Here is a 26,971-nt window from a genome sequence, read left to right on the forward strand (position 1 = left end):
AGAACCAAGGAGCATGCTCATGAAACTGATGGTCAACGGCGAGGCGCGTGAGATTGCCGCCACCACGCTGGCCGAGTTGCTTGCCGCGCTCGACTATGAGGGCGATTGGCTCGCCACCGCCGTCAACGGCGACCTCGTGCACAAAGCCAACCGCACGGAGTTCCAGTTGAGCGACGGCGACCGGATCGAAATCCTCTCGCCCATGCAGGGCGGCTAGCATGTTGGAGCTTTATGGAACCGAGCTTTCGTCGCGCCTGCTTCTCGGCACCGCTCAATATCCTTCGCCGGCCATCCTTGCCGATGCAGTCAAGGCGTCGGGCACGTCGGTGGTGACCGTCTCGTTGCGGCGTGAGATGGCGGGCGGTAGAGCCGGCGAACAATTCTGGTCGTTGATCCGCTCGCTGGGCGCCAGAATCCTGCCCAATACCGCCGGCTGCCTCTCCGTCAAGGAAGCCGTCACCACCGCGAAAATGGCGCGCGAGGTCTTCGGCACCAACTGGATCAAGCTCGAAGTGATCGGCAATCACGACACGCTACAGCCGGATGTGTTCGGTCTGGTTGAAGCCGCCCGCATCCTGTGCGAGGACGGCTTTGCGGTATTCCCCTATACCACCGACGATCTCGTTGTCGCCGAGCGGCTGCTGGAAACGGGCTGCAAGGTCCTGATGCCGTGGTGCGCACCGATCGGTTCCGCCTTGGGACCGGTCAACATGACGGCGCTGCGCTCGATGCGCGGATATTTCCCTGGCGTCCCGCTGATTGTGGATGCGGGGCTCGGACGGCCGTCGCACGCGGCCACCGTCATGGAACTCGGCTTTGACGCCGTGCTCCTGAACACAGCGGTCGCCAAGGCGGCATATCCGGTCGGCATGGCGCGTGCTTTCGGTAAGGCGGTCGACGCCGGTCGTGAGGCGTTCAGTTCGGGAATGCTCGAACCGCGCGACGTCGCCGTGCCATCGACACCGATGGTCGGCAGGGCCGTTTTTTCATGAAGCTCGATCCCTTTTATCTGATCGTCGACAGCGCTGCCTGGATCGAACGGCTGGTCCCACTCGGAGTCCGGCTTCTGCAACTGCGCATCAAGACCGTGGATGAGGCTGGGTTGCGCGCGGAGATCCGCACCGCGAAGGCCTTGTGTGCTCGATACCAGTGCCAACTCATCGTCAACGACCACTGGCGCCTGGCAATCGAGGAAGGCTGCGACTTCATACATCTCGGCCAGGAGGATTTGCAGACCGCTGACCTCTTGGCGATACGGGCAGCCGGCGTAAGGCTCGGACTGAGCACACATGATCATCAGGAGCTGGAAACGGCGATGGCCGCCGAGCCTGACTACATAGCGCTTGGACCCATCTATCCGACCATCCTGAAGAAGATGAAATGGGCGCCGCAAGGGGTCGAACGGATCAGCGAATGGAAGCGCCAGGTCGCGCCGTTTCAATTGGTCGCCATTGGTGGCCTCAACCCTGAGCGGCTCGACGGTGTCTTTGCGGCTGGCGCGGACAGCGCGGCGGTGGTGACCGACATCACGCTCAACGACGACCCCGAGGCGCGCACGCGAGAATGGATCGAAAAGACGGACCAATGGCGCTGAGGCGAGAACCACATGTGCTTGTCGTCGGTGGATCGGACTCCAGTGGCGGTGCTGGAATTGCACGCGATATCGAGACGATCTCTGCCATTGGCGTGCGCACCTGTCTCGCCGTCACAGCGCTAACGGTGCAAACGCATGACGCCGTGATCGAAATCTATTATTCGCCACCTAGCCTGGTGGCCAATCAGATGTGCGCCGCGCTGCAGGCCAACGACGTGGCCACAATCAAGATCGGCATGCTGGCGACTGCCAAGATCATTGTTGCCGTTGCCGCAGTGCTGCGCAAATTTCCGCATGTCCCCGCAGTACTCGACCCTGTGCTGGCCTCCACCTCAGGCCGCGCACTTCTGCAAGCAGGCGCTATCGCTGCCATGAAGCGCGATCTTATGCCGCTTTGCTGCATTGTCACGCCCAACCTCCCTGAACTGGCGCTCCTTAGTGGCTCCGAACTGGCAGTGGATGAGGACGGAGCGCTCCAACAAGGAAAAAGACTGCTGGCCGCCGGCCCTCAAGCCCTGCTGATCAAGGGTGGGCATGCGTCGGGAACCCGGTCGACCGATATTCTGTTACGCTCCGGGCACGAACCCATCCGCTTCGATGCACCGCGCCTTGCCACATCGATGCGCGGGACAGGTTGCATGCTGGCCAGCGCGATTGCGGCGCATCTGGCGAAGCCGAAGCCGCTCGAAGACAGCGTGCGCGAAGGCAAGCTGTTTGTCTTGGAGAGGCTTCAGAAATGCCGGCTGAATAACCACAGCGTTCTGCGTCCAGCCAAGCAGACCCATTTTCCAGAATTTTTCCCGTAGCGAGACTAGAGAAGGGGCTACTGCTTCTCTATGCCATCCTCACAACGCGTTGAGTTTCTCACTGCCAATTATGCGACTTTCGAGGTGCAAATAGCGAATATCGAGTTCTTAGTGACAGAAACGACCGGAATTGGTTGCGTGGATCACCAGGTCGCTACCGATTGGGTCAGCGACTCAATAGAACGTCACATCTCTGTCCACACTCGAGCTTATTTGCCGCAAACGCGTCGAGCCCCGCGTCAATCGGTCTTATAATAGTATCCGGGGCAGCTCCAAAGCTGTGGCATCGGCTACCCGCCGGCCGTGGCGCTTGCTGTTCGAGCGTCGGACGCCGCCTGCCATTGAACATCTGATGGGCTATTGGGTGGCGGCGACACACTCATCCAGGTGCAACTGGCTTTTTCAACTCGGGAACCAGCAGAAGCCTTCGCTGCGTCGCAACATTTGGATTATGTCGTACAGCCCGATCTTCCAGAGAAAACAAGACCTAACGTTCGAAACCTGTCACGCAACCAACCACCGAATGAAAGATCCAGCGTGCGATCGCAGGGAGGTAAGAATAACCGGTCTGGCTTTCCTATCGCCGGTCCAGGTTAAGACCAACGACGTCGTCACGACATCAACACAGTGCGCGAAGCGCTCGTATTCCTGAATCAGTGGCCAAAAGCGCGTCGGGGACCGGTATTCAGTTGCGCGGTGAGAAGCAGCAACGCAGCGATCGCCGGACAGATGACACCCGAGCAGGCGCGGCAAGCATTGTGGGATTTGCCAGGATTGCCGGCGTGCTGGCCAAATCTGATTTCGTCGTTGGTGGCGACTGATTTAAAGCTGCAGGAAGATCACCGCCGGTAACGCGTTGGCCCGCTGCTCGCCAAGACGGAAAGAACGCCGCCTTGTGAGTTCCAATAATGGGCGATGCGGGAATTGCACATGTCTGTGCCCATCTGTCCGGCCGAAATGCAAATGGCGTCACTGGCGAAGGTCAGCGAACGCGGCACGCAGGGCTGGATTCTTTTGACTTGCGGCAAGCCGACATAGGTGCTGGCTTGATGTCTCGGTCACTGCGACGTGTCATGCCGATTCATTCGTCAGCTACCATGACGATGCGGCGCGTCGCCTGCGATCAGTTGATCGAACCGCGGTGCAATTCGGGACGCTTCGTCGATCCCGACAGTTGCGCAAAGGGAAGCCAAATCAGCGACTAGAGGCAACGTGGCTACGGATTCGAAGGGACCCCGCTGTTGCCGAAGAGGTGACTGGTGGAATGTCAAAGATCACCTCGTGAAAGGCCATTTGGGGCCACCTAATGATAAAGCCGGATGCCGCTATCGGGTCCTGGCACGGGAATGACGGTCCGGCCCTACGGTGGATCGAGTTCGGTTCATGTCGCTTCGCAAGGAGGATGTGTTCCGGCGTCTGCCCGAACCCCTCTTTCTCGCATTCTGCGAGGTTGCGCGATCGGGCCGCTCGGTCTCTGTGCTGATCGCCCCTCCTGTTGCCATCGATCGATTCCGCTTCCGGTGCGCACGCACGTGTCGCGCGTGGCAATCATGCAAGGTCGTGAATCATAGGAGGATGTACATGCTTTTGTCGGATTTCGGCCGCATCGGGTTCGATCCGTTTGTGGAAATGCGGCGCATGCAACAGGAAGTAAACCAGCGTTTGGCCGGGCTGACCGCCAGCGCCGCTCAGGAGTTTCCGCCGATCAATCTTTGGACTGGCGAGGACAGCGTGGCGGTGGCCGCGGAACTGCCGGGGATATCACCTGACGAAATCGGCCTCACGGTGCGCGAGAACATTCTGACATTGAAGGGAACGCGCGAGCCTCGAACGGAGGACGAGAAATCCGTCTGGCACCGCCGTGAGCGCGCCTATGGGACCTTCTCCCGGACAGTGCAATTGCCATTCCGCGTCGACCCGGAACGGGTCGAGGCGCGTTTCGCCAACGGGCTGCTCGAAGTCGAGTTGCACCGGCCGGAGGCGGATCGGCCGAAGAAGATCCAGATCAAGGGATAGAGGGAGGCAAGCATGGCTCAGGAACGCGGATCGGCCGTCGCACCATGCTGCTCAATGCCCGCAAGGTGCTTTACGACCATAGTTCGGCCATCACCATCCTTCTCGCCTTCAATGACATAACGGCCCGTCGTATCATCGAGCGGGAGAAGGAAGAACTGCTCGGTCGCACCGAAGACCTGCTTCGGCAGAAAGACGTCCTGCTGCGCGAGATGGAGCATCGGGTTGCCAACAGCCTGCAGATCATTGCCTCGATCCTGTTGCTGAAGGCACGCTCGGTGACGTCGGAAGAGACGCGCCAGCATCTCAAGGACGCCCATCAGCGCGTTCTGTCCGTGGCCGAGGTGCAACGCCATCTCCACACCTCCGCCGGCGTCGACGAGATCGATGTCGGCTCTTACCTACCGAAATTGTGCAGCAGCCTCGCCTCGTCGATGGTCGGCGAAGCCCAGCCGATCACGGTCACCGTAATGGCCGAAGGCGGCAGGATAGATTCGCAAAGGGCAGTCAGTCTGGGACTAATTGTCACCGAACTCGTGCTCAACGCCATCAAATATGCTTTCCCCAAGAAGAGAACCGGCGCTCGCATCCAGGTGAGCTACGAGACCGCGGGCAGTGACTGGAAACTGACGGTTTCGGACAATGGCGTCGGCAAGATCGCCAACGACGTACCGGCTACCGGACTTGGAACAGCCATCGTCGAAGCACTGGTGAAACAACTGGAGGCCAGGGTGGAGATTATCAGCGATATTGACGGCACCAGCGTGTCGGTCACCCGGGCGACGTTCACCTCGCGCGTGCCGCGAGCGGCGTAAAAACCGTTACTACGATGCTGCCTTCCGGACATCGCCTGATGTCCAGGGGATCTTCTGCCGCCACGGCCTTGTCCCCGGAGCGCAGGACTGCCAGTCGCATCGCATAAGCCGAAACCTCTCAGTCGGTTGAGGGCGCTTCCGATGGCCAAGATCCGCTTTTTTGGCGTTCAGCCGGTGGGACCAAGCTCTGAAGCTGACGCTGCGCAGGTCTTTGCGTGGATGACTCGGTGCGGTCGGTAAACTCGAAGTGGCGGTTGTGTGCGTCAAGTTCTGCAAAATGGGGCGGCCACGATGCTGGTCATGCGGCTTGGCGTAGAGCGAGCTTCTTGTGCTCGCGCAGGTCGTCAATGTTGATGTAGGGCCTCCATCCAGTTTTCGTTGGTTTCGACAGCCGGCGCCCTGACGAGGCGCAGGCAGCTTTCGGCGTTGGGGAAGATGCGCACGACATAGGTGCGCCGGCGGATTTCCTCATTGAGCCGTTCAAGCATGTTGGTGCTCTTGAGATGCTTGTGATGCTGGCGCGGCAGGCAAAAGAAGGTCAGCGTGCGCTCGATGGTCTCCTCCACCGTCGTCCATCTCGGCCTCGAGCACCTCCTGCATCACCGCACGGATCATTTCGTGAAGTCCGTCCGGGTCTGAAAGCAGAATGTCTTTGACGGCAGCGCTGGCGGTCTTACTTTCAATCTTGGTCATGGTGGCGTTCCTTCGCGGGAATCGGCGACATGAACAATCACCAGATCCCATGGCGACGGATGGATAGCGGCGCGTGCTCTGGCAGAGTGACGCTGCTAACAAACACCCCGCGGAGGAACACCATGCATGTAGTGGCCGACCGATCCGAAACTCTGACTGCTATCCGGACTGGTCTGGGCGCAATCTTCGTATCGCTGGAGCTCAGCCGTTCAACCTGGCTGATCTCGTCGTTGTCGCCAGGTGGCGGCGAGAAGTTGTCGAAACACAGTGTCCCCAGTGGTGATTTATCCGCCTTGTTCCGTCGCTTCGATAGCGTGCGAGAGAAGGCAAGAGCACGCATGGGGCCAGACTTCCCCGTCGTCGCTATCCAGGAAGCCGGGCTCGATGGCTCCTGGATCCATCGGGTTCTGAGCAAGGCGGGGATCGAGAGCTACGTCGTTGATCCCGCTTCTATCGCAGTGTCTCGTCGCAGTCGCCGAGCCAAAACCGATAAGATCGATGGTGAAACGCTCGTCTCTCCTTGCCTTCAAGCGAGGCGAACCGCGCATATGTGCAATGGTCAAAGAGCCAACACCGGAGCAGGAGGATCGCCGGCGTATCTGTCGTGAACGCAAGGTACTGACGACCGAACGGGTATATAAAACGCCGCTCACTCAGAATGGTCTCGTCGCCCGAGCCCAGCGGCCGTAGGCGGGATGTTGGTGCAGCCGTGAAGAGCAGCGACCGAATGTGAGGTTGATCTGCTCGGTTACGAGCAGAGTCCTGCAAGTCGGGTTCAACCTGGATCCCATAATCGATATGACAAGCTAATCCCACTTTGACCGGCGCTCAGCACACCTAATTTCGAGCCGCGCCGACCTACACACCCGCTATCGACATGATCCGAGTGGCGGCCTGAACTAGGCCGGCAAACTCATGTTCGTTGGCACTGTTTTTCGCTTGCATCCCGGTTAGGCGGGGACAGACGCCCTACTGCGACGCCTGCCCGGCTTGTCCGTGTCTCGCTCGCCTGACGTTTCGGGTTCGGTCTCAATGATCTCGCCCGCCACCACGGCGCGGGTCCGCTCCAGCATCGCGGGGATGTCCCGCGCGGGCAGCGGGCGGCTGAGCAGGAAGCCCTGCGCCTCGGTGCAGCCTTCTCTTCGGACCCGTTCCAGCTGCTCCACGGTCTCGACGCCCTCGGCGGTGGTCTGCATCCCGAGGCTGTTGCCGAGGCTCGTGACCGCTCGAATGATGGCGACGGAACTGTCGATATCTCCGGCGTCCGTGATGAAGGATTGATCGATCTTGATCTTGTCGAATGGGAACGAGCGCAGATAGCTCAAGCTCGAATATCCGGTTCCGAAGTCGTCCATCGCGATATGAACGCCGAGCATGTGGATATGTTGCAGCATCGAGAGAGTCGCCTGGCTGTTGGCCAGCAGCACTGTCTCGGTGATCTCAAGCTCAAGCCGGCTGGGGGGCAGTCCCGAGATATCCAATGCCTCGACGATGGTGGAGAGCAAGCGCGCGTTGCGAAATTGCGCCGGGCACAGATTGACGGCGACCTTGATGCTACCGGGCCAGCTTGCCGCGTCGAGACAGGCTTGCTTGATAACCCATTCACCGATCGGGACGATGAGGCCGATGTCCTCGGCCAGCGGGATGAATTCTCCCGGGGATACGATGCCGCGCGTCGGGTGATGCCAGCGCAGCAGCGCCTCGAAGCAGCTGACCTCGCCGCGGTCGAGATTGAGGAGCGGTTGGTAGTAGATTTCGAACTGCTGCCGCACCACCGCTTCGCGCAGGTCGAGTTCGAGAAACCGCCGCGCCTGCATGCGCGCATCCATTTCCGGTTCGAAGAACCTGTAGGTTCCGCGGCCTTCCGCCTTCGCCCGGTAGAGCGCCATGTCGCCGGTCTTGAGAAGTTGGTCGGCGTCAATGCCATCGTCCGGCGCGATCGAGATGCCGATGCTGGCGCTGATCATAACCCCGTGGCCATCGACGACATAAGGTGCGCTCAGCCCATCAATGACCCGTTGGGCAAGAGCTGTCGCCTCGACCGGCTGATCAACCGCGGTTTGAATGATCACGAACTCATCGCCGCCGAGCCTTGCCACGGTGTCGCCTTCACGGGCCACCTGTTTCAGTCTGGCGGCGACCTCCTTCAGCAAGGCGTCGCCAACCGGGTGCCCCAGCGTGTCGTTGACCATCTTGAAATGATCGAGATCGAGGCAGTGGAAAGCAATCTTGCTACCATCACGCCGCATCTCGACCAAAGCCTCCTCGGCGCGTTCGCGGAACAATATGCGATTTGGAAGCTCGGTAAGTCCGTCGTGGCGCGCCATGTATGAAATCTTGGCTTCGCTCCGCCGCAAGTCGGTCACGTCATGGTGAGTGGCAAGCCACCCGCCGCCCGGCAGTGGCTGATGGATGAGGTCGATGGTGCGTCCGTCCCTGAGTTCCACCAGGCTCACCGTCCGCTCTGCGCGATCGATGGTCTCCGTCAGCTGCTGCACATACTTTTCCGGGTCATGGCCGGCATAGAGGCCCGCCGCGATCCGGAACCGCATCAAATCGATCCACGGCGTGCCGGGACGAGTCAGGGGCTCCGGCACATGGTAGAGATCGGCGTAGCTTTGGTTGCACAGAACCAGCCGCCTCTCCGCATCGAACATGCAAAGCCCTACGGGCATATTGGCGGCGGCCGCGGCCAATTGCTGCCGCTCCAGCTCGGCTTCTCGGGCCAAGGCATCGCTGCGCTCCAGGCTGGCCCGGTAGCCGGCAAAGGCCGAGAACAGCACTCCAACCTCGTCCTGCCGATCCCTTTTCAGCGCAATGAGACTCGAACGGCGCTCGCCCTGCGCCAAGCAACGCATCGCCTCGGTCACGGCGAGGATCGGCTTGCTGACATTGTGGCGTATCCAGGCGACAAGCCCACCAAGACACCCGGCGGCAAAAAGAACTGCCAGCCAAGTCAATCTTTGCGCAACGGTGTAGGTCCTGTCCGCCATCACCGCCGCGGCCGTGCTGCGCTCGTTGGTGAGGGCCAGCAGGTCGTCCAATCGCTGCGTGGCGGCGGCAACGGTCGGGAGCGATACCGTCTCGAACTCCTTGACAGCCATTGTTCGCCCTCCTGTTTCGAGGAGCGGGAAAATCGATGTCAGGGAATCTTCGTAGGCCGTCCATAGGTTGACGAACTGGTCGAACAGCTGCTGCTCGGCCAGCGATCCGGCACTCCGGCGATAGGCGCGCCGACCTTGCAGTATTTCGTCGCTTTCCCTCGCCATCTCCTTCTCAATGCCGGCTATCTGCGCAGCCTCGGCAGTGCGCACGCGCAACGTCGCATAGAGCTGGTGTTCCGCGAGGTTGCGCTTCATCTCGCCGACGATCTGGACCTGGGGCAACCAAACGCTGGTGATCTCGCTCGTGACCTTGTTGAGTGATCGCAGTTGCGCGACCCCAAATACTCCCACGGCCACGACGCACAGCAGCGCCAGCCCAAAGCCCAACGAGAGCTTGGTCCCGACGCTAATGTCCTTTAGCCCTCTCATCTAGAAAACTGCAAACGCAAGACCAGTCCTCGTCAAATAGCATCGAGCTTTAGCGAATAGTAAAAGTATTCCTAGTGTCGCGTCTAAGGTATTAATGCTGGCTTAAGACTGCGTAATCCCCTAGAGGATCGACCAAACCACGTTGTAAAAGGCCGGCGGATGAAGCTCACCGATTTCCATATGATCCGATGACGGGCCTACAATGAGATCGAGGTGCTCGCACCTAGTCTTGGAAGCCGCTTGCAGCTTCTTTCACCGCACCGTGGGATCGGCCTTCGATCCCCTTCGAATGTAGCGAGGCCAGCCCATATTATGCACGACGATGGGGCTTTGAGGCTGGCAGTCGAATCTATGATCGGCAGTGTTCATCAGCCGAGGAAGGAGCGCCGCGGCGCGCGCCGAGGCGGTGCGCGAACTCGAGCGTGATCGCCGAGATCGAGGCGAAGGAGCCGCTCGAAGCGCTCGACACCTTCATGGCGCAGAACGCATCGATGATCCAGGCCCAGCATGCAGCCTCCAGCTTCGATGTCCATCGGGTCCTTCAGGCCATGGACCACGAGCCGAGACCGCCGCAAGGCGATGCCGGACTGATGCGGCTGCCGGTGGTCGACATGCAAGGCCGGCCGCTGGCCAGCGAAGCCGAGTTGCGCTATTCCATTTTCCACCGCTTGACCTCGGGCGCGGTGAAGGTGGTGGCGGTGCAGCTAAAGGGAACTCCGACTGGAGCCATGCTGACACGCACGTTCACCGTGGAGGGCGTGCCCTACCGCATGGACCTGTTCGGCGGCAGCAAACTGAAGCCGCCGCAAAAGAGCCTGAACCAGCTTGCCTCTCACCTGCCTTTCACGGCCGCAGAGGCCCCAAGCGGCAAGCTTTTGGCGATCCCCTATGCCGAGACGGCTCCGGGTACGGCCTTTGAGCAGCTGTCGCGGGCCTGGGCGCCGTTCAAGGAAGCCTATTACTATACCCAGCGCCGCGGATTTGCCGCGCCGCCGGGCATCCCCGACATTGGCCCCCATGATTATGCGCTGGAAGGGTGCTTCAAGCTGTCCCTTCTGCCCGACCATCCCGCAGGCGCAGTGCATCCCTTCCGGTTCGAGGGGCGAGACGGCGAGATCGCCTTGCGGCCGCATGACGGCTGCGGCTTCATTAGGGCCTCACTGGCCGAGCGCATGCCGTCCATTGCCCGGGCTCGCCACGACGCTCCCGAGCGGATGCCTGCCTATGCCGATAAAAGGCAATCGGCGGTACCGCCCTCGGCGCTGCAACATTATCCGCGTAGCGTCGAGGTAGCACAGGAGACCCGCGAGAAGGCTCAGGCTTGGCTCGAAACCCATCAAAGCCTCACCGCCGAGGAGCTGTTCCGGACGGTCACGGGCGGGCATATCGAGGGTTCGAGCGCTATCGCCGTGCCGTCCAGCGACGAATGCCTGCATGTGCCGACGGGCAAGAGCAAGACCTTGACCCGTGACGCTGGCGTGCTTGTCGGACGCTCCCCCTATGACAAGCCCAACCTGCGCCCGTTCGCCGCCGACCGGGTCAGGTCGGCGCGCGATGGCGACCGGACCGCGGCGTTCCTGGATCGGTGCGTGGCCTTCCAATATAGCTTCAACTTCGCGCACAGGTCGGGGGCTGGGCTTGCCGCCGACGATCCGACCTTCTTTGCCAAAGGCATCTTGATCGTTGTGCCCGACGAAATGTGGCCGGCGGACTTCGCCGAGCGCGGGGTCGTGATGTCTGCCGAGGACGTAAAGTGCCATTCGTACTGGCTGGAGGAAAAGGACCGGGTCAAGGCCGACACCGCGCTCGAGTGCGTCGGCATCCTGCAGGCGACGGAGGTGTTCGCGCCCGGCTCTTTGGTTGCGGTTCCAAGCGTCGAACAAAAAATGCTCGACGGCGATTTTGATGGCGACACCGTCGTCATCATTGGCGACCAGCCTCGCCTTTACGAGCATGTGCGCCAGTTCGACGCGCAGCTGCAGGCGCGCGGCATCGCCTCGATGAAGCCGCCGAAGTCGCACACGCCGGCCATTGAGAAAAGCGGCTACCAGTTCACCCGGTCCAAGCAGATCCTGTCGGCCACCGGGCTGGTGCTGGAGACCTACAGCTGCCTGCAGCGCAACGTGCTGGCGCAGCCGCTGGAGGCGCAACGCTGGTTTGCCGAGCGTGCCATCTTCGGCACCTACGAGGGCATTCATAATGAGCTCAAGGCCGACATCCGCGCACTGTTGCAGGAAGATCGGCCGGATGGCCAGGCCCTCCATGAGCTCATCGCCAGGGCGAGGGAAGACAGCAAGGCCGCCAGGCATCCGGTGGCCTGCGAACTGGCCGCGTTGTTAGTGGCCGAGCTCCAGGACTGGAACCTGCAGCTCAATAGCGAGCCGGCTCATGAGCAGTCGGAAGTCAAGCTGCATGAAAGCGCCATCAATCTGTTGAGCGTCGGCATCAAGGTCGGCACTGACGCCTACAAGTCCGATACCGGTGCGCGGGTGTTCATGCAAAAAACCACCGAATTGCAGCGGCTCTTGGAGCAGAGGCCGGGCTTCAAGTCGGCGCCATATGTCAAGGCGCAGGCGGCAAAGCTCCACCAGGGCCGGTTCGACGTCGATGGCAGCCTGGCGGATCTGAAGGACAACCCCACGCTGGCGGCATCGGTCATGGAGGCCTCGATCAGACTCGCCGTCGAAAAGCGCATTCTGCTCAGCGCCTTAGCAATCTCGGCCGAAGACGACCGCGCCAGCACGATAACGCTGAGCAGCGAACAGGCCCTTGAGCGGGCCAGGCTCGAAGCCGCCCCCGCCGAAGCGCAAGAAAGCGCGATTACCAAAAATTGTGCATGCGGTTGCCGAGCTTTTGCGGCAGGACGGCATCGAGGTGAAGGTGCCGCATCTTGACCAACGGTCGGGCGGGCAGGTCTGGATAGCCGACGAGTTGACCGGCCAGAGCGTGAGCACGGCGCCGGAGGCCCAACTGGTCACCAATGCCGTGCGCCATGTCTTCGAGATCCCGGACGAGGCTTTTACGCGCGCCTTCAGGAAGGCGGCACTGGCCTTCGAGGAGCGGGACTGCAGCGAGGTCGAGACCACCAACTGGGTCATCAGGATGGACAGGCCGCGGTTACGCGGCGTTCACACGGCGTTCAGAACCGCGCAGAACTATCGCTTCGAGGTCGAGTTCCCTACGCCGGCCAGTTATCGGGCCGAGCTCGCGCACCGCGCGCAGAGCTCACAGCTAGTCCCCATTCCCCGTGGTGCCTGGGAGATATTACACTGGGACTCGTCAGGAGAAAGCAGGTCGAGGGCGGCAGGGACCTCCAGGTCGCCCATCGTCGCAAGACAACAGATTGCGGTCGCTCGCTCGCCGCAAGCCGGCGAGATCCTCGCGGCCCTCGGTACGCGGCCGGTCGTGCTCGTCGGCATGCCGGCGAGCGGCAAGTCGACCATCGGCGCCCAGCTTGCCAAGGAGTTGGGGGTGGAGTTTGTCGACATCGATAAGCATATCGTCGCCGATCACGGCAATCTGATGGAGATGTTCGCCGACCCTGGCCGTGGCGAGGCGCACTTCAGGGACCTGGAGACCAAAGAGCTCGCCAAGCAGCTGGAGAGAGGCCCCATCGTCATCGCAACCGGCGGCGGCTGCTTTGGCAAGGAGTCCAATCAAGCCCTGATTCTTAATAAGGCGAGGTCGATCTGGCTCGACACCCGAGCTGAAAGAGCTCCGCAGGCGCCTCGAGAGGGACACCAGCCGGCCGCTGCTGCAAGGCGCCGACATCGAGCAGAAGGTTGACCAGCTGTACGAAGAGCGCAGTCCGTTCTACCAAAAGGCCGATATCAGGTTGCCCCTCGTCCCGCCCTTTCAAAAAGACAAGAAGGACGCCCGCATTTGCGTGAAGGAACTCTACGCTTTCCTGTGCAGCGACAGAGAAGCCGCTCTGCCCGCTGCCGAGATATCACATGTCTCCGGTGCTTCCGGCACCGCCATCAGCATGTCCCCAACAGCTCAGCGCATGCACGATGATCATCACAACGGCTACGATTGCGGGGGCGGCGTCGTGGAAACCATCCAGGCGCCGGCGGCACTATTGAGTGAAAGGGAACGGCCGCCGCTCCTCGACACCCTCACCGCCGACCCGCAGCCTTTGCTGGCCGGCAATAACGCACGAGCGAATTTAGCGTCTTCCACGAGAAGCAGGGAACGCTCAAGTCGAGGACGATAGCTTAGGCGTCGCAGGTTTGGTGCAGGGTGCGGGTTCGCACCGAATGCTAATAAAAGTGGGAAACGCATGCATAAGTCGTGAGAAGCCTGATGGCCGAGTTGATCCGGCCTGGATGACACAAACGTACAAAGACGAACCGCCGGTGCCGGGTCGCGCGCCAAATCCTGGTGATCGACCGGAAAGGATCAGCTCCGAGTCTAAACGGCATCGTCAACTTAATGAAGCGCGGATACTATGACAGAGTGACCCAATCCACCGCCGCGCCATTGCGTCGGTTTCGACAGATAAGATGGATTGGGCAGGCGAGCTCAAAAGAGCGATTGTAAATCGCAGTTGTAGCAGTGTAACAAACTGCGTAACAAAAAGCGCGAAAAGATTAGCATTTTCAGCAGGATAGGCGTGAAACCGAATCCCTCCCTCTCCGCCATCCTGCTTCGCGCTGCGCGCTTCGCAGGATCGACGCGATCCTTCGCGCCAAGCAGGATGGCCTCGGCAGCAGCGTGAAGCAGCACACACTCGCGTGACAAGAATCCGCTATGGTCGGTAGAATATGGTCTCAGGGGATCATTCTGCGGAGGGCCGGTCGACATGCGCTCTGGGCGGAATCCAACGGTGTCCGGCCGGTCTTTGGATTGGCCGTCGGCCGGACGAACGATAGCGGTTGCTCTTGCAATCGCGTTTTCCTTCTCGCCTTCGCACGCGGCACAGCATCGTCTGCCGAGCGGTTACAAATGGGGCCGCTGCCTGCTGGTCGTTCACGGCGAGACCCGCATCTCCGGAAAATGCTCCTATCAGATCGAGCAGGGCGGCGATTTCAACATCCAGGGGCCCAACCAGGTTTTTGCAGGCATCGACTATCCCGACACGCATAGCGGGGCCGGTGAGATGTCAAAAGATTACTGGGCAGTCGTCTACAAGGACGGAGATTCCTGGGCCGGCTATGCGAATGCGGATATTCGCGACACGCACGGCGAGGCTGGAGATTGGGGAGAACTTCGCCGCGAAGGCGCCTGCTATGTCGGGAAGGACGTCAAGGTCTGCCTTTGGCGTTGACCGGCTCTTCGCCATTCGCTCTTCGCGAAATTCACCCCACCACATCCGCCCCGCGGATAAAGTCCCGCAGCATTTCCATGTCCCACGACAGCGGGCGGTCGTCGCCGTAGTGCGGGATGCGTCGGCGCACGGCGCGGTAGATGGCGTCCGTGCCGGGTGCCCGCGCGGCCTTGCCGGACAGGAAGTCATGCGCCTGCGCGGCGGCCATGAGCTCGATCGCCAGGATGTATTCCGCATTGTCGATGACGGCCAGAAGCTTGTTGGCCGCCACTGTCGGATGGGCGAGGAAATCTTCCTGCAGGCCGGAAGTGACGCCGCCATCCGTCGCCGCCGGCGCGGCGAGGCGCCGGTTGACGTTGCTGAGCGAGGCGGCGGTGTACTGGGCGATCATGAAGCCCGAATTGCAGCCGCCTTCGGCGGCGAGGAACGCCGGCAGATTGTTGACAAGCGGATTGACCAGGCGATCGATGCGGCGCTCGCTCATTGCCGCGACCTGCGCCAGCGCGATCGTCAAGCCGTCGGCGGTCTGCCCGAGCGCGGGGGCGACCGGATGCGCCTGCGAAAACACTTTCGGCTCATCGGGCGTGCCGGCCACGGCCGGGTTGTCGGTCACCGAAGCGAGCTCACGGTCGACCAGCAGTGCCGAGCGTTCCAGCACCTCGCGAGCCGCGCCATGCACATGCGGCACGGCGCGAAGGCTGAGCGCGTCCTGCGTGCGGCTGCCCTGCGCAGCCTCGATCAGCCCGCTGCCGTCGAGTAGTTGCCGCAACGAGGCGCCGACCGCCTCGATGCCAGGCGACGGTCGCATGGCCAGCACGGTTTCGTCGAAGGCCGCCATTTGCCCGCCGGCTGCTTCCAGCGTGAGTGCTGCCGCCGCATCGGCCCAGGACAGCAGACGCTCGGCGCGAACCAGCGCGATGCTGGTGAGGCCGGTCGCGCAGGCCGTGCCGTTGACGAGACTCAAGCCTTCCTTGGCGCCCAGCACCAGCGGCTCCAGGCCGATCTCGGCCAGCGCCTCGCGGCCGCTCATCCTGCGTCCGGCGACCGTCGCCCTGCCCTCGCCGATCAGCACCAGCGCGATATGCGCGTTATGCGTGAGATATCCGGCCGATCCTCGCGACGGAACGTCCGGAACGCAGCCCCGCTCGAGGAAGGTGAGCAGGTTGCGCACGATCTGCGGCCGCACGCCCGAATGGCCATGCGCGAAATTCGCCACCTGCGCGGCAATGACGGCGCGGATACTGCGTTCCGGCACCAGGTCGCCGACGCCGCAAGCGTGGCTGAGGATGATGTTGCGCGACAGCTTCTCCTGCAGGGCCGGCGCCACCACCTGGCTTGCCAGCGCGCCGACCCCTGTGTTCACGCCATAGGCCCGAATGCCCTTCTCGACGAGGCTTGCCACGATGCGATTGGCTTGCGCGATGCGATCCCAGGCGGCCGGCGCCAAGGCCAGATTTTCGCCGTCGCCGACACGCGCGATGTCGCGCCAGCTTGCGGCATTGTCGATGGTTATCGTCATTGCGAACCTACCCGGGCTGATAGCCGCCGAAAGTTTGCGCCGGATCCTATGTCGCGGCAGCGCCGTACCTAAAGCCTCTTGATCGCGGCCGTTGTCGGATTTTCGCCGTCGCGGCGGGACAAAAGTGAAAACTTTAGTGTGCTTGGCTTGTCCCGATCAGCGTCAGGCGTTCGGGGCTCTGTCGCGCAATTCCGGCGGCAGCACCTATCTAGGCAGCGCGATGCGCGGCGATCGCGCTCAGGAAAACCTCGCCGAACTCCTTCAGCTTCGCCGCGCCCACGCCATTCACCTCGGCGAACTCGTCGAGGTCTTGCGGGCGGCGCTCGGCCATATCGATCAGCGTGCGGTCGGAGAACACCACATAGGCCGGCACCTGGCGTTCCTTGGCGAGCCGCAGCCGCAGCGTCTTGAGCGTCGAAAGCAGGGAAGCGTCGACACCCTCGCCATCCGCAGCGGCGCCTTGCGCGGCGCGCTTCCTGCCCCGCGCGAGACGGTCCCGGCCCTCGACACGATACTCGAACGCCACCTCGCCACGCTCGAGCGCGCGGCCGCTTTCCGAGATGACGAGACCGCCATGGCCGTCGGGATCGGGCACCAGGAAGCCGCCAGCGACAAGTTGCCGGATCAGCGACAGCCAGACCGGCTTCCTGTGCAAGATGCCGGTCTTGAAGCTGGCGAGCTTCTGATGGCCTCTCGCCAGCACCTTTTCCGTCTCGTGGCCAAGCAGGATGTCGATGACATGGGCGGAGCCGAAGCGCTCGCCGCTCTGCGCCACGGCTGCAAGGATGATGCGTGCTTCCGCGGAGCCGTCGGCGCGCGGCGCCTGGTCGAGGCAGTTGTCGCAATTGCCGCAGGGCTGCGCCTCCTCGCCGAAATAGCCGAGCAACACCTGGCGCCGGCACTGCGCCGTCTCGCAATAGCCGATCAGCGTGTCGAGCCGGCGATGCGCCCGTCTTTTGTGTTCGGGCGAGGTATCCTCTTCATCGATGAACATGCGGCGCGTGCGGATGTCGCCGGCGCCGTAGAGCATATGCGCTTCCGCCGACCGGCCGTCGCGCCCGGCGCGGCCGATCTCCTGATAGTACGCCTCAAGGCTGCCGGGCAGGTCGGTGTGGAAGACATAGGCGACATCGGGCTTGTCGATGCCCATGCCGAAGGCGATGGTCGCCACCATGACGACGCCGGACAGGCTCATGAAAGCGTTTTGATTCGCCTCCCGCGCCTCCTTGCTCATGCCGGCATGGTAGGGGAGCGCCCGCACGCCGTTTCTCTCCAGGAAGGCGGCCATTTCCTCGGTCTTGCGGCGCGACAGGCAATAGACGATGCCACTTTTACCCTGGTGGCGCTCGACGAAGCGCAGCAGCTGGCGCTTGCTGTCTTGTTTGAATCGCCAGCTTGATGTTGGGCCGGTCGAAGCCCAGCACCAGGGTTTCGGCGCGTCCCGCGAACAGCCGCGCTTCGATGTCTGCGCGCGTCGCCTCGTCCGCCGTCGCCGTCAGCGCGATGATCGGCACGCGCGGAAACAACCCGCGCAGCCGCGACAGGTCCTCATATTCGCGCCGGAAGGCCGGGCCCCATTGCGAGATGCAATGCGCCTCGTCGATGGCGATCAGGCCGACATCGAGCCGCGACAGCGCTTCGAGCATCCGCTCCGTCATCAGCCGCTCCGGCGCCAGATAGAGCAGCCGCGTCTGCCCGGACGCCACGCGGCGCCAGGCCGCGACATTGGCCTCGCGGTCGAGCGAGGAATTGATCGTGTCGGCGGCGACACCGGCAAGCCGCAAGCCGGCGACCTGGTCCTGCATCAGCGCCACCAGCGGCGACACCACGATGGTGAGCCCGCCTTTGACCAGCGCCGGAACCTGATAGCACAGCGACTTGCCGGCACCCGTCGGCATCACCGCCAGCACATGGCGCCCGGCGAGCAGGGCCTCGATGACGGCGGCCTGCCCGGGGCGAAAATCGTCGTAGCCGAAGACGTCCTTGAGGACGCGACGCTGATGGTCCTCGGCCCGCAGGCTGGCTGCCTGTGCGGGCATCACCGCGCTTCCGTGGTCAACTTGCGGTCCGGCACATCGTAGCCGAATTCGCGGCAGAAGCTTTCCACGCGGGCGAGGAACGCTGCCGGCAGGCCATGCAGGTAGGTCCGGAATTCTTCATTGCGCTCCCATTTTCTCAGCGACGTCGCCCGTATCGGATTGTCCGCATCCCGGCTGTACAGGGTGACCGGTGAAAGGTCGAATGATCGAGCGATCCTTCCCTGGACGATATCCGGTTCGGCGATCAGCTCTTCATAGCGCAGATAGAAAACGGCTCTTTCGGGCTGAGCCTGCCTGAGCCGCATCAATCCGTCATACTCCGCCTCCCAGCGTTCGGTCGTTACATGAAAACGCCGCTCGTTCACCGTCTCCGGATGCGAGCTGGTGAGCACGTCGAATGGATGCCTAACGCAATAGATCAACCCGACCGAGGCAGGCAAATGCTCGATGTCCTTATGGCTGTCATGGGTGCGTTTGACGACCAGATTGAATTGGGGGCGATCCAGTTCCAGTAGCGCCTGATAGGGCGCTTCGTGTGCATGGACATAGGTATCGTCGAAACACCCCATCAAACGACGGCTGAGCGTGGTTCCGCTGCGGGCACAGCCCGCGATGAAGATTCGTTTGCGAAATGTCATAGCCGAGGGCAGCCGGCGCGCGGCCTTGCGGAGGCGCCAGAAAAATCGCCTTGCGCCGCGGCGCAGAGTGGTAACCGGCGTTAGGGCAGCTCTGGCAGGGATGTCCTTCGACGTAATCTCGGCCAAGGCGATGCCGCTCTCTCCAGCGACGGCATAGAGAAGCCAGGTGCGGCCATTCTCCTCGAAAATCGCGGGATCGCGCAACGCGTTTTCCTTGCCTTCGGCCGCCCCGTCCCGGCTAGGACGGAGCGGCAAATCCGCCCCTTCGAAGTTCGTCTGCGGGCGCAGCAGTTCGGTCTCGCCCTGCACCGTCCAGTTTCGCCAGTCCTCGGCGAGATCGATCGTGCCGTGAAGGATGCGCTCCGGCGCGTCGCCCCGGCGCGTGTAATAGACCCGCAGCCAGCGGCCGGATTTCTGCAGTGCCAGATGCCGTGGGGTCGGACGGCCCTTTACGGGAGGCAGGATAACCGGGCCTTGTTCGAAATCGGAGATGCCGGTCCCGGAACGGAAGACGGTGACGGTGCTCGTCCCCAGAAAACCGTACCACCACTGGTCATGGTGAAAGAAGCGCGCATAGGAAGGCCCAAGCGGCTCGGGTAGCGGATTGAAATGAAGGCCGTCAGCGGACGTCGACGCAAAGGTCATCTGGCCTTGCCCGCTTTCTGCTGGCCCATGAAAATACATGAAGAAGCGATGATACCGCTGATCGACATGAACGTCGGGAGACGCGATGTGCTCCTTGATGAACGGACATTGATCGAGGGACAGCACACCGCCAGGGTGGATGTGCCACGGACCTTCGATCGATTCCGCGTAGGCGAGGCGAATATAGGAGCCGCCATGGTCAGCGAAATAGAGATGGTAAGCGCCTAGCCGCCCCGACGCCCAGTCGGGCATGCGGATTAGCGACGGCCCGTTTATGTTGATTCCGTCGCGGCCCGGCAACATGTCCGGCGTCACGATAAGTCCATGCCGCGTTGCGGTAAGGATGGGTGGCGAGATCATGCGGCGGGCTGCCTCCGTCCGGCAGCTGCGATCCGACGACAAGCCCGCCCGTTATGGAGCCTGCACGTTCCAACGCGGTTTCGCCGGGTCTCACGCGTCGCTTGCTCTTCCAAGCCAGTCCCCCTTTAAGGATCGACCGGGCGTGCGCCGCGCGCGACAGGAGCCTTGGGCTGATTGCCGGTCTGGCATCGTTCGGTCTTGCCGTGTCGATACAACGACACGTGTCGAAACGGAAGGTCAAAGCCAATGCCGGTCCATCCCGAACAGACACCTTGCAGGCGAAGTGTGGACGCTCGTGACGAAAATTATCGAAGCCTAACAGGTGCGTCATTTCGCTTCGGGCCGCGGCCCGCCGACATCGCCGCCGGTCAGAGTTCCACTGGGGCATTGTACGGTGCTATCTAGGCCAAGCCTTCCGCCGAAGGCTGCGGCAGACGCAAGGAGCCTTCGCATGATCGAACCCGCCACGCTTCTCACCTACATCGCGGTGGTGCTCGGCTTCGTCTTCATCCCGGGCCCGGCGACGCTGCTCACCGTGGCGCGGGCGACGAGCTCGGGCACCAAGGTCGGCATTGCCACCGGCGCCGGTGTCGCCGCGGGCGATGTGATCCACACCATCATGGCCATTGTCGGCATCTCGGCCATCATCGCCGCCTCGGCAATGCTGTTCAGCGTCATCAAATATATCGGCGCGGCCTATCTCGTTTACCTCGGCATCCGCGCCATCCTCGAGAAGGCGCCGGCCGATCTGGCTGGCAGGACGCTACCGATCTCGGCCGGAAAAGCCTTCCGGCAGGCAATCCTGACCGAAGTGCTGAATCCCAAGACCGCTTTGTTCTTCCTCGCCTTCCTGCCGCAATTCGTGCACCCGCAAGGCGGTTACGTCGTGCTGCAGCTGATGATGCTCGGCATCATCTTTGTCCTGCTCGGGCTGTTCAGCACGATCGTCTTTGCCGTCAGCGCGGGCGGCCTGGGCTCCTTCCTGCGCCGCAATCCGGCGGTGCTGAAATGGCAGGGCAAGGTGGTCGGCGGCATCTATTGCGCGCTCGGCGTGCGGCTAGCGCTGCAGCAGCGTTGAGTGAGCGGCTTACGCCAGCAAGGTCGCGTTGCCTCCGACCCGGCGCCTCAGCACCGCGATTAACTTCCGCAGGCCCGTCGTCCTCGGTTCAGCCCGGCAGAGTTCGGCCAGCGCTATACCGCTTTCGCCGGCGACGGCATAAAGCAGCCAGATCCGCCCATCTTCCCCGAAAATGGCTGGATCGCGCAGGGCATTCTCCCTGCCCTTTGCGGCGCCCATCCGACTGCGCCTGAGGGGCAGGCCAGCGCCCTCGAAATCGGTGCCGGGCCTAAGCAGCTCGGTCCTGCCGCGTACCGTCCAGCGCAGCCAATCGTCGGAGAGATCGATAGCGCCGTAAAGCACACGTTCGGGCGCGTCGCCCTTGCGTGTGTAGTAGACGATCAGTGAGTTGCCGTCTTTCTGCACCGCGACATGCCTGGGCCGGACCCGCCATGAGCCGGGCAGCACGACCGGTCCCTTCTCGAACCCGGAAAGACCGTCGCTTGACCGGCGAAGCTGCACGTTGGCCGTGCCGAAGAGCCCATACCACCAGCCATCATGCCGAAACATCCGCGCGTAAAATGGTCCAAGCGGTTCGGGATTGGGTGTGAAACGCAGACCGTCGGCGGACGTGGCCGCAAAGGTCGTCTGCCCCTGGCCGTTCGAGGCCGGACCGTGGAAATACATGACGATCCGCTGGTTTTGCGCATCGACATGCACGTCGGGAGACGCAATATGCCCCGTGACGGACGGACACTCGGCGAGCGAAAGCGCGCCACCTGGATGGATCCGCCAGGGACCCTCTATCGCATCGGAATAGGCAAGCCGGATGTAGGTGCCGTTGTGATGCGCGAAATAGAGATGGTAGGCCCCGAGCCGACCCTTCGCCCAATCGGGCATCCTGACCAGCGATGGCCCGTTTATGTTGGCGCCGTCATCGCCAGGCAGCATGCCGGGCGTGATCAAAGGCCCATGCCGTCTGGCCAAAAGGCCAAATGCCGGCGTCATCCGCGGGCCCAGTCCGGCATGTCATAGCCGAACTCGTCGCAGAACCCTTTGAGGCGTGCGCGAAATATTGGCGGCAGCGTGCGCAGATAGGTTCGGAACTCTTCGTTCCGTTCCCATTTCTTCAGGGAGGTCGCGCGTATGGGATTGCTTGGATCCTCGCTGAAGCGGATACGCGATTTGTAGGTCGAATGCCCGCGCGATCTGTTCCTGCACCGCATCTGGTCGGGCTATCATGTCTTCATAACGGGCATAGACGATCGCACGGCGAGGCTGTGCCTTCCTCAACCGCAGCAAAGCGTCATATTCCGCCAGCCAGCGTTCGGGCGTGACATGGAACCGGCGCTCTGCCATGCTTTGGGGTGTGAACTTGTGAGCACGTCGAAAGGGTGGCGGACGCAATAGATCAGGCCTATCGCGCGCGGCAATCTCGCCAGATGCGCATGACTCCGCTCGGAGCGCTTGACCACAAGGTTGGCTTCCGGGCGGTCCAGCATGTCCAGCTGGACATATCTCGCTTCGGCTCGATGAACGAAAGTGTCTTCGAAACATGCCATCAGGCGCTGCGTAAGCGTCGTTCCGCTGCGCGCGCAGCCGGCGATGAATATCTTGTTGTAGCGCGCCGTGTCCGATTTTACCCAAAGCCGCCACAGCCGCTTCAAGTCCAGCGCCAGTCGCCGGATCTCCCTGATCGGTCGCCTGGCGGCCTCGCGCAAAAGCGCCTCTGACTTGCGTGCAAGGTCCATTCCCGACACTCCCGCCGGCTATGTTCCGCCGCCGGCACCGGCATGCGAGGTCGAATGATCATCTCCGATCCGCTGTCTCTTTGGCCGATATGCCGGCAGAATTCCAGTCTTCTTCGTTAAGCCAATCTTCACCCTGTTGCGGCACGGTTGCCCTCCTGCGGCGATGTTTCGAGTACCGCGGCGGCGCCACAGGCGCCCAGGCAACAAGCCCGCGCTTCACGGCGCGGGCTTTTCGTTTTGAGTAGCCACCCAGAATCTTTGTTTTTTGCGCAATTTTGAACGGACGGGAAACAAATTACCGCGCCAGCCAGCCGCCATCGACCGGCACCACCGCGCCGTGCATATAGTCCGACGCCCTCGCCAGCAGGAACACGGCCGCGTCGCCGATGTCGTCGGCCCCCCCCCAGCGTCCGGCGGGGATGCGCCCCAGGATGCCGGCGCTTCGCTCGGGATCGGCGCGCAGCGCCTCGGTGTTGTTGGTCTCGATATAGCCCGGCGCGATGCCGTTGACGTTGATGCCTTTCGCCGCCCACTCGCAGGCGAGCAGCCTTGAGAGGCCGAGCACCCCGTGCTTCGAGGCTGTGTAGGAGGCGACGCGGATGCCGCCCTGGAAACTCAGCACCGAGGCGATGTTGACGATCTTGCCGCGCCGGCCCGGTTCGGCAAGCACGCGCCTCGCAAAACCCTGGCAGAGCCGAAAGACCGTCTTCAGGTTGACGTCCATCACATCGTCCCAATCGGCCTCGCTCAGGTCGACCGCGTCGGCGCGCCGGATGATGCCGGCATTGTTGACCAGCCCGTCAAGCGGGCCGCTCTCGTCCCAGACCCGGTCGAGCATCGCGGCGCCCTCGGCCGGATCGCCGAGATCGGCCTTCGCCGCTTCGAAACTGCCGCCCACGGCCGCGACCTTGCCGGCCGTGTCGTCCATTGCCGAGCGGCCGACGCCGACGACCAGGCCGCCCGCGCGCGCGACCGACACGGCGATGCCTTGTCCGATGCCGGTGTTGGCGCCGGTGACGAGGATGCGCTTGCCCGTGAGGCTGAAGGAGGAAAGATCGCTCACGCTCGTCATGCCTTTCGCTTGGCGCTGCTCGAAGGATTGGTCGTTCCGTGGCTCCCCGTCACAGGCGATATGCCTTCTTGGCAAGTGTATAGGCCAATTCCCCGGCCAGCTCATGCGCCTCGTCCTCGCGCAGCCGATGCTCGGCCACCAGCCGCGCCAGGAAGGCGCAGTCGACGCGGCGGGCAACCTCGTGCCTGGCCGGGATCGACGGAAAGGCCCGCGTGTCGTCGTTGAAGCCGACGGTGTTGTAGAAGCCGGCCGTCTCAGTGGTCATCTCGCGGAAGCGACGCATGCCCTCCGGACTGTCATGGAACCACCAGGCCGGTCCGAGCTTCAGCGCCGGATAAACGCCGGCGAGCGGCGCCAGCTCGCGCGAGTAGCTCGTCTCGTCCAGCGTGAAGAGAATGACGGTAAGGTCGCGCTCCAGCCCGACGCAGTCAAGCAGCGGCTTCAGCGCCGTCGCGTAATCGGTGCGGGTCGGTATGTCGAAGCCCTTGTCGCGGCCGAATCTTTGGAAAACCGCCGGGGAATGATTGCGCCAGGAACCCGGATGGATCTGCATCACCAACCCGTCGTCGCGGCTCATCTTGGCCATTTCGGTGAGCATCTGCGCCCTGAACAGCCGCCGCTCGCGCTCATCGTCGGAACCGCGGCGGATACGGCTGAAGAGTTCTTCAGTCGCCGCGTCGGAAAGATTGGCGGTCTCGGCGGTCGGATGACCATGATCGGAAGACGTCGCGCCGTACTCCTTGAAAAAAGCGCGGCGATTTCGATGCGCATCGAGATAGCCGGCCCAGCTGCCGGTGTCGCAGCCGGTGATCTCGCCGAGCCGATCAAGATTGGCCGCAAACCCTTCGAAATCGGGATCGATCACGGCATCCGGCCGGTAAGCAGTGACGACGCGGCCGCTCCAGCCGCTGTCGCGGATCATCCGGTGCCATTTGAGGTCGTCGAGCGCGCCCTCAGTCGTGGCGATCACCTCGATGTTGAAGCGCTCGAACAGCGCGCGCGGACGATAGTCTTCGCGTTGCAGCAGCGTAATGATCCTATCGTAGGTGCGGTCGGCGCTGGCTGCTGTGAGCGACTCCTCGATGCCGAACAGATGCTCGAGCACATGGTCGAGCCAGAGCCGAGTCGGCGTGCCGCGGAAGAGATAATAATGCTCGGCGAAGCGCCGCCAGATCGCGCGGCTGTCGGTTTCGACCGGCGAACCGTCGCGCGTCGGCACGCCGAGCTCTTCCAGCCGCACGCCTTGGCTGGACAGCATGCGGAAGATGTAATGGTCCGGCACGATGAGCAGTTGCGCAGGGTCCGGAAACGGCTCGTTGAGCGCATACCAGCGCGGGTCGGTATGGCCGTGCGGGCTGACGATCGGCAGGTCCCGGACCGAGGCGTAAAGCGCGCGTGCGAGCGAAAGCTGGCGCCCCTCGGCGGCGAACAGCAGATCCGGATCGGTCAATGCGGTCACGTCGATCCCTCCTCCGGCGCCTCACCGGTAGGGTCCGGGAGAAATGCTGTCAACACACGAAAAGCTGCGCCCTTGCGCGCCCCGTGGCCATTGTCGGCGGCCGCGGCGAGTGCTACGCCGCCGTCCATCTTTGCCGTCATCCCGGCCGGCTCAGCCGCAAGCGATTGGAGACTTCACATTCGATGACGAAGCGCCTGTCGAACAACACGATTGCGAATGTGCCGGCGGCGATCCCGCGCTATGACCGCAGCGCCGTCACCCCCGGCATCGTCCATCTTGGCGTCGGCGCCTTCCACCGCGCCCATCAGGCGGCATATGTCGATGCCTGCCTGGCGGATGGCGAGAGCGATTGGGGCATCGTCGGCGTCTCGCTGCGCAGCCCCGACACGCGCGACGCGCTCAAGCCGCAGGACGGGCTCTACACGCTGGCGATCAGGGACGGCGCCGGCGAACAGTTGCAGGTAATCGGCTCGATCCAGTCCTTGCTCGTGGCCCCGGAAGATCCAGGCGCGGTGCTCGCCGCGCTGACCGATCCGCGCATCCGCATCGTCACGCTGACCATCACCGAAAAGGCCTATCTGAGGGCAGCCGACGGCAGTCTCGACAGCACGCATCCCGATATCGTGCACGACCTCGCCAATCCTGGATCGCCGAAGACGGCGCATGGATTTCTCGCCGAGGCGCTTGCGCGCCGCCGCACTGCCGGCACGCCGCCTTTCACCGCGCTCTGCTGCGACAACCTGCCGGCCAACGGCGCCACGCTGCACCGGCTGCTGATCGAGTTTGCGCAGCTGCGGGACGCTGATGATGGCGCCGGCCTGGCATTGGCCAGCCATGTCACCGACGACGTCGCCTTCCCGTCCTCCATGGTCGACCGCATCGTGCCGGCGACGACGGATGCCGACCGGGCGCGCATTGCGCAACAAATCGGCGTCGATGACGCCTGGCCGGTGATGACCGAGCCGTTCCGGCAATGGGTGATCGAGGACCGCTTCCCGACCGGCCGGCCGGCCTGGGAGAAATTCGGCGTCACCATGGTCGAGAACGTCGGCCCTTTCGAGGACATGAAGCTGAGGCTGCTCAACGGCGCGCATTCGGGCATCGCCTATCTTGGCTTGCTCAGCGGCCACGCCACCGTCGACCGCGCCTTTGCCGATCCTTCGATCCGGCGGTTCGTGGACCGGCTTTGGGCCGAGGCCATCCCGACGCTGCCGCAGGACGCCGGGCTCGACACAAGCGCCTACACGGCCGAGCTCGCCGATCGGTTTTCGAACACCGCGCTCGCCCACCGTACCGCGCAGATCGCCAATGACGGCAGCCAGAAGCTGCCGCAACGCATCGTCGCCTCCGCCCTTGCGAGGTTGGAGGCGGGACTGCTGCCGGAACATCTGTCGCTGGTCGTCGCCGCCTGGATCGCGGCATGCGCCGCGCGCGGCAGGACCTTGCCCGAGGCCCACTTCACCGATCCGCTCGATGCCGCCCTCGGCGACCTGTTCGGCCGCAACCTGCCGACGGCAGAGACGACTGCGGCCGTGTTCGACCTCGCCGGCTTTGCCAAGGGTCATCGGGAACGGGAGCGGCTGATCGAGTTCGTCGCCACTCACCTCGTCCATTTCGAGCAAGGCGGCCCCGCGCTTGCGTTTGCTGAACTCGGTATCGACGGCGAGAGTGAAAGAGACGTTTAGCGGCTCGACATCGACTTACCGAC

Annotated in this window: 20 protein-coding genes and 4 pseudogenes; 14 read left to right on the forward strand and 10 right to left on the reverse strand. The window is 62.9% G+C overall.

Features of this window, described 5'->3' with window-relative positions; genetic code table 11:
• The first annotated feature begins 19 nt into the window (after positions 1 to 19).
• The 7 genes and pseudogenes from thiS to EN869_RS31075 form a co-directional block, all read left to right on the forward strand.
• Positions 20 to 217 carry a sulfur carrier protein ThiS gene (gene thiS / locus EN869_RS31040; RefSeq protein ID WP_126057620.1) on the forward strand — a complete coding sequence of 66 codons (198 nt, stop codon included), beginning with the start codon at positions 20 to 22 and terminating at the stop codon, positions 215 to 217.
• Position 218: 1 nt separating this feature from the next.
• Positions 219 to 992: a thiazole synthase gene (locus EN869_RS31045; RefSeq protein WP_126057619.1), complete on the forward strand. Its 774-nt coding sequence runs from the start codon at positions 219 to 221 to the stop codon at positions 990 to 992.
• Entirely contained in the window at positions 989 to 1,594 is a 606-nt protein-coding gene (locus EN869_RS31050) for a thiamine phosphate synthase (protein WP_126057618.1), read from the forward strand. The genes EN869_RS31045 and EN869_RS31050 overlap by 4 nt, the downstream gene beginning before the upstream one ends.
• Complete coding sequence (locus EN869_RS31055) at positions 1,585 to 2,400, forward strand: hydroxymethylpyrimidine/phosphomethylpyrimidine kinase (protein ID WP_126057617.1); 816 nt, start codon at positions 1,585 to 1,587, stop codon at positions 2,398 to 2,400. The genes EN869_RS31050 and EN869_RS31055 overlap by 10 nt, the downstream gene beginning before the upstream one ends.
• 627 nt (positions 2,401 to 3,027) lie before the next feature.
• Complete coding sequence (locus EN869_RS31065; protein WP_245454712.1) at positions 3,028 to 3,252, forward strand: DUF982 domain-containing protein; 225 nt, start codon at positions 3,028 to 3,030, stop codon at positions 3,250 to 3,252.
• A gap of 531 nt (positions 3,253 to 3,783) precedes the next feature.
• Complete coding sequence (locus EN869_RS31070) at positions 3,784 to 4,416, forward strand: Hsp20/alpha crystallin family protein (protein WP_126057616.1); 633 nt, start codon at positions 3,784 to 3,786, stop codon at positions 4,414 to 4,416.
• A gap of 29 nt (positions 4,417 to 4,445) precedes the next feature.
• Positions 4,446 to 5,228: pseudogene (locus tag EN869_RS31075) on the forward strand (sensor histidine kinase); the annotation flags it as partial.
• A gap of 298 nt (positions 5,229 to 5,526) precedes the next feature.
• Here EN869_RS31075 and EN869_RS31080 read toward each other — a convergent pair.
• Both EN869_RS31080 and EN869_RS31085 read right to left on the reverse strand, forming a co-directional pair.
• Positions 5,527 to 5,809 (reverse strand): annotated as a pseudogene (locus tag EN869_RS31080) (transposase); the annotation flags it as partial.
• Positions 5,709 to 5,921, reverse strand: a complete 213-nt coding sequence (locus EN869_RS31085; protein ID WP_126057615.1) for a hypothetical protein — start codon at positions 5,919 to 5,921, stop codon at positions 5,709 to 5,711. The gene EN869_RS31085 and the pseudogene EN869_RS31080, both read right to left, overlap by 101 nt.
• A gap of 122 nt (positions 5,922 to 6,043) precedes the next feature.
• On the opposite strand from EN869_RS31085, the pseudogene EN869_RS34660 reads away from it, so the two are divergent.
• Positions 6,044 to 6,557, forward strand: a pseudogene (locus EN869_RS34660) (transposase); the annotation flags it as partial.
• Between the two features lie 314 nt (positions 6,558 to 6,871).
• Here the strand turns inward: EN869_RS34660 and EN869_RS31095 are convergent.
• On the reverse strand, positions 6,872 to 9,454 hold the full coding sequence (locus EN869_RS31095) for an EAL domain-containing protein (RefSeq protein WP_126057614.1): 2,583 nt from the start codon (positions 9,452 to 9,454) through the stop codon (positions 6,872 to 6,874).
• Positions 9,455 to 9,876: 422 nt separating this feature from the next.
• On the opposite strand from EN869_RS31095, the gene EN869_RS31100 reads away from it, so the two are divergent.
• The 4 genes from EN869_RS31100 to EN869_RS31105 all read left to right on the forward strand — a co-directional run bounded on the left by EN869_RS31100 (position 9,877) and on the right by EN869_RS31105 (position 14,723).
• Complete coding sequence (locus EN869_RS31100; RefSeq protein ID WP_245455307.1) at positions 9,877 to 12,348, forward strand: hypothetical protein; 2,472 nt, start codon at positions 9,877 to 9,879, stop codon at positions 12,346 to 12,348.
• Positions 12,308 to 13,240 (forward strand): shikimate kinase, encoded by a 933-nt coding sequence (locus tag EN869_RS35595; protein WP_245455306.1) that lies wholly within the window; start codon positions 12,308 to 12,310, stop codon positions 13,238 to 13,240. Before EN869_RS31100 ends, EN869_RS35595 begins: the two co-directional genes overlap by 41 nt.
• Positions 13,209 to 13,670 carry a hypothetical protein gene (locus EN869_RS35295; RefSeq protein ID WP_245454879.1) on the forward strand — a complete coding sequence of 154 codons (462 nt, stop codon included), beginning with the start codon at positions 13,209 to 13,211 and terminating at the stop codon, positions 13,668 to 13,670. The genes EN869_RS35595 and EN869_RS35295 overlap by 32 nt, the downstream gene beginning before the upstream one ends.
• A 612-nt stretch (positions 13,671 to 14,282) precedes the next feature.
• A complete protein-coding gene (locus EN869_RS31105; RefSeq protein WP_127230455.1) occupies positions 14,283 to 14,723 on the forward strand; it encodes a hypothetical protein in 441 nt (146 codons plus the stop codon).
• 31 nt (positions 14,724 to 14,754) lie between these two features.
• Here the strand turns inward: EN869_RS31105 and hutH are convergent, their stop codons facing one another.
• The 3 genes and pseudogenes from hutH to EN869_RS31120 form a co-directional block, all read right to left on the reverse strand.
• Positions 14,755 to 16,242 carry a histidine ammonia-lyase gene (hutH, locus tag EN869_RS31110; RefSeq protein ID WP_127230454.1) on the reverse strand — a complete coding sequence of 496 codons (1,488 nt, stop codon included), beginning with the start codon at positions 16,240 to 16,242 and terminating at the stop codon, positions 14,755 to 14,757.
• Positions 16,243 to 16,450: 208 nt separating this feature from the next.
• A pseudogene (recQ, locus tag EN869_RS31115) lies at positions 16,451 to 18,281 on the reverse strand (DNA helicase RecQ).
• Entirely contained in the window at positions 18,281 to 19,924 is a 1,644-nt protein-coding gene (locus EN869_RS31120; protein ID WP_127230453.1) for a sulfotransferase, read from the reverse strand. Before EN869_RS31120 ends, recQ begins: the two are co-directional and overlap by 1 nt.
• Before the next feature lie 451 nt (positions 19,925 to 20,375).
• Here EN869_RS31120 and EN869_RS31125 point away from each other — a divergent pair, with 451 nt between their 5' ends.
• Positions 20,376 to 21,002, forward strand: a complete 627-nt coding sequence (locus EN869_RS31125) for a LysE family translocator (RefSeq protein ID WP_127230452.1) — start codon at positions 20,376 to 20,378, stop codon at positions 21,000 to 21,002.
• A 9-nt stretch (positions 21,003 to 21,011) separates the two neighbouring features.
• Here EN869_RS31125 and EN869_RS31130 read toward each other — a convergent pair whose 3' ends face one another.
• The 4 genes from EN869_RS31130 to uxaC all read right to left on the reverse strand — a co-directional run bounded on the left by EN869_RS31130 (position 21,012) and on the right by uxaC (position 25,263).
• Positions 21,012 to 21,989 (reverse strand): hypothetical protein, encoded by a 978-nt coding sequence (locus EN869_RS31130; protein ID WP_189341283.1) that lies wholly within the window; start codon positions 21,987 to 21,989, stop codon positions 21,012 to 21,014.
• A 281-nt stretch (positions 21,990 to 22,270) separates the two neighbouring features.
• Entirely contained in the window at positions 22,271 to 22,702 is a 432-nt protein-coding gene (locus EN869_RS35300; RefSeq protein ID WP_245489653.1) for a sulfotransferase, read from the reverse strand.
• 325 nt (positions 22,703 to 23,027) lie between these two features.
• Entirely contained in the window at positions 23,028 to 23,795 is a 768-nt protein-coding gene (gene kduD / locus EN869_RS31140; protein WP_127230451.1) for a 2-dehydro-3-deoxy-D-gluconate 5-dehydrogenase KduD, read from the reverse strand.
• Positions 23,796 to 23,853: 58 nt separating this feature from the next.
• Positions 23,854 to 25,263: a glucuronate isomerase gene (gene uxaC, locus EN869_RS31145; RefSeq protein WP_127230450.1), complete on the reverse strand. Its 1,410-nt coding sequence runs from the start codon at positions 25,261 to 25,263 to the stop codon at positions 23,854 to 23,856.
• Positions 25,264 to 25,445: 182 nt separating this feature from the next.
• On the opposite strand from uxaC, the gene EN869_RS31150 reads away from it, so the two are divergent.
• Positions 25,446 to 26,948 (forward strand): mannitol dehydrogenase family protein, encoded by a 1,503-nt coding sequence (locus tag EN869_RS31150; RefSeq protein ID WP_127230449.1) that lies wholly within the window; start codon positions 25,446 to 25,448, stop codon positions 26,946 to 26,948.
• Positions 26,949 to 26,971 lie beyond the last annotated feature (23 nt).

Source organism: Mesorhizobium sp. M2D.F.Ca.ET.226.01.1.1, assembly GCF_004022705.2.
Classification (GTDB): Bacteria; Pseudomonadota; Alphaproteobacteria; order Rhizobiales; family Rhizobiaceae; genus Mesorhizobium.